This is a genomic window from Bradyrhizobium genomosp. III, from assembly GCF_000261705.1.
Taxonomy (GTDB): domain Bacteria; phylum Pseudomonadota; class Alphaproteobacteria; order Rhizobiales; family Xanthobacteraceae; genus Bradyrhizobium; species Bradyrhizobium ottawaense.
This window is the reverse complement of the sequence record NZ_AJQF01000057.1, coordinates 23,277-29,306: the sequence shown is the minus strand read 5'-3', so window position 1 is coordinate 29,306 and position 6,030 is coordinate 23,277. Positions and strand designations below refer to the sequence as shown.

Sequence of the window (6,030 nt, the reverse complement as noted above, 5' to 3'; positions counted from 1 at the left end):
CAGCGCCGGCAGCCGCTCGGCCGACGACACCGCGAGCGCGCGCAACTTTCCGGCCTTGACCAGCGGCACGGCGGAGAGCGGATCGAACACGGCCAGCACCTCCTGGGCGAGGATGCCGACCTCGGCGGCCGAACCGCCGCGATAGGGCACGTGGATCAGCTTGATGCCGGCCTTCTGGCTGAGCAGCTCCATGGCGAGATGGGCAAGGTTGCCGTTGCCGCCCGAGCCGTAAGCCAGCGCACCGGGTGCGGACTTTGCCGCGGCGACGAGATCGGCGACAGTCTTGACGTTTGCCGTCTTGGGATTCTCCGGATTGACCACGAGCACGAGCGGCGCCGACACGACGGTCGTCAGCGGCGCGAAGTCCTTTTCCGGATCGTAGCGGATATCCTTGAATAGCGTCTTGTTGAGCGTGATGGTGGAGGAGTTGCAAGCGAGCATGGTGTAGCCGTCGCCTTCCGCATGCGCGACACCTTCGGCTGCAATCATGCCGTTGGCGCCGGCGCGGTTCTCGACCACGAAGGGCTGCCCGAGCTTGTTGCCCAGGCGATCGCCGATGATGCGCGCGACGACGTCGACCGGCCCACCGGCGCTGAAGCCGACCATGATTTTGACCGGCCGCACCGGATATTTCTGCGCCGAGGCCTGCGTCGACAGCGCAGCGGCGCACAATCCGGCGATGACGGCCAGCAGGCGGGCGGTTCGTTGCATTGGTTCTCTCCCCAGACATCAGCAGCGCCGCTTGTGCAGGCTTGTTGGTGCGACGCATGTGAAGATCATGAATAGCGGTCACGCCGGATTTCGCAATCGTGTTCGGGCGCCCGCATTCCGCCGCACGGCACGTGCGCGCCGCCTCCAAGCAAAAAATGCGAAAACAACCCCATGCACAGTAGACGGCCCCTGTCGGAACAAGGACTTACGCCAGGCCGCGAGCTTCGGATGTTACGAAACGATTTTGACTCGTCGGGCAAAACAGGGGCATAATGCCATCATCGCGATCCGCGTCAGCACCCGGCCTCCACGATCATGTGGGCCTCGCTTCGATCGCGCACAAGCCCAGCATCGACATTTCAAAACGCAATCGCCGCACGGCAATCGAGAGGGTCGGCTCGCACCAGAGGGGCCGGCTCGCGCATGCCGTGGGCTCGAAGGAGACATCGACATGACAACAGCCATGACACGCAACAGCACGACGCCAATCGTCAGGTACGGCAGCAGGCCCACCCCCCGGGTCAAGCTCACCGGACAACGGATCGCAATTCAGCATCCGGACGCGGAGACCGGCGAGCACTTGATGGGCGAGGCGCTCGGTGCCGTCGATCAAGACGCTCTGCATGGCATCCTCAAGCAATTGACGAAAGCCAGCGTGATCCTGCAGAAGCCCGATGAGGACAATCTCGCCTTCATGATCTCGATGATGAAAGGCATCGCGCCGCGGGATTCTCTCGAGACCATGCTGACGGCGCAGATGGTGTCCGTCCACGTCGCGACCATGCGCTTTGCCTGCCGTCTCGCCTTCGCCGAAGGCATCCCGCAGCAGGAGGGCATTTCGCGCACATTGACCCGGCTGGCCCGCACCTTCGCAGCCCAAATGGAGGCCCTCAACCGCCACCGCGGCAACGGCGAGCGTCCGATCACGGTGCAGAACTTGTCGGTACAGGACGGCGGCAGCGCGATCGTGGGGAATGTCGCGCAGCATGCGCATCTCATCGCTCCCGAGCCGGGCACCGCGATAGAGGCGGGACCGGTGCCGTCCGGCAACGCCGGCGAGCGCGAACGGGCCGAGGCCATGCAAGGCATCACCGCATGAGTGCCGATCGCACCCGCAACACGCGCGCGATGTCGGCGAGCGCGCGCTGCGGCGCCAGCACGCGCGGCGGCCTCGCCTGCCGCGCGCCGGCGGTGCGCGGCAAGCTCCGCTGCCGCATGCACGGCGGCGCGCCCGGATCGGGCGCGCCATGGGGAAACCGCAATGCCCAGAAGCATGGCGCCTTCACGCAGGAGCGGATCGCGGAACGAAGGACGATCCGAGAGCTGTTGGACGAGGCGGGGAAGCTGCTGGGGGAGCTGGATCCGGACTAAAAGGAAAGCAGGTAGATCGGATGCGTCGAGGCGACAGATCGTTCAGAAGGACATGAGCGACACCGCCGCGCCCCTTGCCCACGACAATTCCAGGACGCATTCGCCCGCGCGAAGTGCTGCAGCGTCGGGCCGTATCACCGGCTCGCCGGCCGAAAGCTCAGTGCGGCGCGTTTGTCGGATCGACTGCAGAAATCTGCAGCCCTGCCTCATCCAGCGCCTGGGCAATCTGCTTCGCCAGCAGCTTGGCCTCTTCGGTCCCGATCTGCGTGTCGGGATGTCCCTTGAAGAACGCGCAAATGGTCGTGGCGATGATGGTATTCACCTGGTGCAAATCATCCATTTGATGCACGCGAAGTTGCGAACGGATTCACCCGGAAGAGGTGGCGCATCGCGAACGCACAGGAAGAGCGGTCAACGCAAGCCGAAGAACGACAGAATGGCTGCGATCACGACGACTAATCCTATGAGGTAAATCAGGCCGTTCATCGGAGTTCTCCTTTTCGATGGGGTAACCGAATCTATCCGGGGGACGTGAGTCCACCCTTGAGTCCATCCTTGGCGCTGCTCTGCTCCACGAGCTCGAGCTTTTCGAGCTGAACTTCCTTCTCTATGGCCGTCAGGGAGTTGCCGATCTTTTCGACGATCCTGACCAGATCGGCATCGGAGATCTTGAGGCGCTTTCGAACGGACTTGACCTGCTTTGCGTTCGCAAGATCAAGCGTCGTGCGAATGACCCGTGGCGGCCTTGAGCACAGCATGAGCAGGTCTCCTGACCAAGGTAAGAGCCGTGACGTCTCTTTTGTTCCGAATCTTCGTCAGACAACGCGTACTGAATGACGGAATAGACGAGACGACGACGATAGGAGGCGCGATAGACAAGGGATGCGTGTCGGCGCAGAGAACTTCGACCGCGTCGACAGCGGGTCTCACAAGCGTAAGTTGATCTTCCCGGCTACGCCCTCGGTCCCGCCTTGGCATTGTAGACTAATTGCGTCGCAGCGCCGGTCGTCTCAACCTCGCGGCGCGCTCGCCGCGCCTCGAACGGTCTCGAAGTTGGCGGGCTGCAGCGCGGCTCGTCTCTCCGCGATGGCGTTGCTCAACAGGCCGAGCACCAGACCGAATGCTGCGAGCTCCTCTTCCTCGATAGCGCCGTCGTCGTAGCATTCGAGCGTTTCAGCTATGATGGCGTCGGCCTCGCGCTGCAGAACCAGAAGCTCCTGGCTCGATCCCGCGGTTCGCGCGCTGGACACCATGGCCAGGATTCTCTTACGGTGGTCGGTGGTCTCCTCTCTTTCGTCGCGATTCAAATAGCGACGCAACCAGGCAGCGGCCGAGCCGATCCCGGAGAGAAGCAGGAGCCCGAACCAGAAGTAATCGCCGTATCGGTCGAGGAAAGTACGTTCGTTTCCGTCGATGACAGCCGCCGCTCCCCGATGCACCGGCAGCTCCGTGTCCTTGTCGACATCAGGCTTGGTGATGTGCGCAGCGCCCGGGACCTGCCTTGCAATCGCCTGGCGAACGGCAAAGAGCTGACGGAAAAAGGCAGCGACTGTCGTTTCAGGCAGAGACTTTCTCGCGACGATGAGGTGGCTGACGCTGACCGTTTCAACCTTGTCACCCGGCCAGGCCGGATCCGCATTGAAGACGCTGGGCGGAATTTCCTCCGATTCATACCGTGGATGCTTCAGGGCGATCGCTTCCGACGTCTCGATGGCGAGAAATTTCGGCTCGCCGCGCAGGCGCGCCGTTGCAGCCACGGCATCGGACGTGACTTTGCTGTCGAGCGGCCCGACCGCCATGAATGCATCGATGGTAAGATCGCGTGCCAGCTCCTCAGTCTGGTCCGTGCCGACGTGTGTCACGATGACCTTGTCCGCTTCGACTCCGGAGGCGCTCAGGATGACGCGTAGCAACGCGGCGTTCACCGGGGTCCGGCCGATCACGCCGACGCGGCGCGCTGCGAGATCGGCGACCTCCTTGATCTTAGGCGCGAGCTTTCTCTTCGAGCCCTTGCCCGCAGATCCAGACGGAGCCCACAGCACGACGAAGTTCTTGCGCACGACGGCGACGGTCTGCGCCTCGGCAGGCATGTCCAGGTCGCCCCGGCCGACGGCGAGGTCGGTCTTGCCAGCCCCAAGCAGCGCGAGAGCCTCCACCGCTCCGTTGGTCTCGATCGGAAGCAGCCTGATCGTCCGACTTTCGTCGCCGAACGCATCGGCCATCGCCTGAATGACTTTGTAGTCGTCGCTGCCTGGTGGTCCAACGGCAATGCGGAGGGTGTCCGGCCGCAACGTATAATAGAGAGCGCCCGCCGCGGCGCCAAAGACAAGGAATCCCACGGCGAGAACCAAGAGCAAGGAATTGCTCCTCCTCCGCTCTCGGCGGGCCGCCTCGCTGGCCGTTTGACTTGTACTCTCGGATGAAGACATTGCCGCCGCTGGCCGCAGGTGAAGGCGCGTCCTGGCAGGACGCCACGTTTCCCCAAGGACAACGTCTGGCGGCCGTCCTGGTTCATAACCGCCGCCTGAGGCCGGCAATACCATCAGGCGCGTCGTCGTGACGGCCCGCAGACAGGCGGCAAACGCCGTGCTGATTGCCGGCTAAAGCCACAATCCGGAATGAGGGGGGCGCGCTGCCGCCATTGGCGCCCGCCCCGCCATCATGTATCCCCACCCGAAAACCCCCTCGGGACGGGACGCCCATGGCCACCAACGACGACGCGGGCACCGCCACCCGCGCGCTGATCTTCGCGCTGCTCGCCCTCGCCTGCGGCCACATGCTCTCCACCTTGCTGCGCACCATTCCGGCGGTCAGCCTCGACCTCATGGCGGCCGATTTCCATATCGAGCCGCAGGCGCTGGCGAGCCTCACCTCGATCTATCCCTTTGCCTTTGCCGCGGCTCAGATCCCGGTCGGGGCGGCGATGGACCGGTTTGGCGTGCGGCCGGTCTCGCTGAGCCTGCTCGCGGGGACCGTATTCGGCGCGGTGGCGTCGGGCTTTGCCACGGGGGCTGCGAGCTTTGCGGTCGGGCAGTTCATGCTGGGCGTTGCCACGTCCGGCATGCTGATGTGCCCGATGACGCTGGCGGCCAAGCAATTGTCGGCGGCACGCTTCGGGCTGTGGTCGGGCGCGATCCTCTCGATCGGCAATATCGGCATGCTGTTGTCGTCGAGCCCGCTCGCTTTCGTCGTCGACGCTTACGGCTGGCGCGCCGGGTTCTGGATGTCCGCGGCTGGCGGCGTCGCAGTCGCGCTCGCCGTGTTCGCGCTGGTGCCGCAGCAGCCGGCCGAGCACAAGGACGATTCCTCGCCGTTGTCGCAGATGATCGAGGTGCTCAGGCTCGGCCTTTCACGTCCGTTGCGAGGGCTGATTGCGCTCGCGCTGGTGTCGCTGGCAACTTCGCTGGTGCTGCGCGGCCTGTGGGGCGGACCGTGGCTGATGGACGTCAAGGGCTTGTCGCGGGTCGAGGCCGGCAATCAGCTCGGCGCGTTCACGCTGGCGATGATCGCAGGGCCCCTGTGCATCGGCATGATCGACCGCAGGCTCGGTCGTCGCCGCGCGCTGGTCGCGGTCACGCATATGGCCGGGGCGCTGCTGCTGGCGCTGATGGCGCTCGGGGCGCCGCATTACCCCGTGTCCGTTTTGTTCGGCGTATCCGTGATGCCGCCGCAATACGACCTCGTCCTGTTCGTGCTGATCGGCCTTGCGACCTCCGCCCAGCCGCTGCTGTTCGGCATGTCCCGCCAACTCGTCGATGCGCAAGTGGCGGGCAAAGCGCTGGCGGCGGTGAACCTCGCCTTCTTCCTCGGCGCGGCGCTGATGCAGTCGGTGACGGGCGCGGTGGCGGCACTCGCCGGCCTGCCTGCGGTGCTGCTGTTCATGGCTGCCATGCTGGCATTCGGCGTGCTGATCTTTTTGACTTACACCTCACCGCGTTCGTAGGATGG

General features: G+C 64.5%; 7 protein-coding genes. 3 read left to right on the top strand and 4 right to left on the bottom strand.

Going from position 1 to position 6,030, the window contains the following annotated elements; translation table 11 throughout:
- Window positions 1–711: Bug family tripartite tricarboxylate transporter substrate binding protein (locus tag IC66_RS0105515; RefSeq protein WP_038946935.1), on the bottom strand; the 711-nt coding region annotated here is incomplete at its 3' end.
- 451 nt (window positions 712–1,162) lie between these two features.
- Between IC66_RS0105515 and IC66_RS0105505 the strand changes: the two genes are divergently transcribed.
- Window positions 1,163–1,810 (top strand): hypothetical protein, encoded by a 648-nt coding sequence (locus IC66_RS0105505; protein ID WP_038946934.1) that lies wholly within the window; start codon window positions 1,163–1,165, stop codon window positions 1,808–1,810.
- On the top strand, window positions 1,807–2,082 hold the full coding sequence (locus IC66_RS0105500; protein ID WP_038946933.1) for an HGGxSTG domain-containing protein: 276 nt from the start codon (window positions 1,807–1,809) through the stop codon (window positions 2,080–2,082). The genes IC66_RS0105505 and IC66_RS0105500 overlap by 4 nt, the downstream gene beginning before the upstream one ends.
- 157 nt (window positions 2,083–2,239) lie before the next feature.
- On the opposite strand, the gene IC66_RS0105495 is transcribed toward IC66_RS0105500, so the two are convergent.
- From IC66_RS0105495 to IC66_RS0105485, 3 genes are all read right to left on the bottom strand, one after another.
- Window positions 2,240–2,422 carry a hypothetical protein gene (locus IC66_RS0105495; RefSeq protein WP_028143145.1) on the bottom strand — a complete coding sequence of 61 codons (183 nt, stop codon included), beginning with the start codon at window positions 2,420–2,422 and terminating at the stop codon, window positions 2,240–2,242.
- A 178-nt stretch (window positions 2,423–2,600) separates the two neighbouring features.
- Window positions 2,601–2,840, bottom strand: coding sequence for a DUF3606 domain-containing protein (locus tag IC66_RS42470; RefSeq protein ID WP_049801728.1), 240 nt, complete (start codon window positions 2,838–2,840; stop codon window positions 2,601–2,603).
- 252 nt (window positions 2,841–3,092) lie between these two features.
- Window positions 3,093–4,511 (bottom strand): TAXI family TRAP transporter solute-binding subunit, encoded by a 1,419-nt coding sequence (locus IC66_RS0105485; RefSeq protein WP_049806463.1) that lies wholly within the window; start codon window positions 4,509–4,511, stop codon window positions 3,093–3,095.
- Window positions 4,512–4,783: 272 nt separating this feature from the next.
- Here IC66_RS0105485 and IC66_RS0105480 point away from each other — a divergent pair, with 272 nt between their 5' ends.
- Window positions 4,784–6,025, top strand: a complete 1,242-nt coding sequence (locus tag IC66_RS0105480) for an MFS transporter (RefSeq protein ID WP_038946931.1) — start codon at window positions 4,784–4,786, stop codon at window positions 6,023–6,025.
- The last annotated feature ends 5 nt before the right edge of the window (window positions 6,026–6,030 follow it).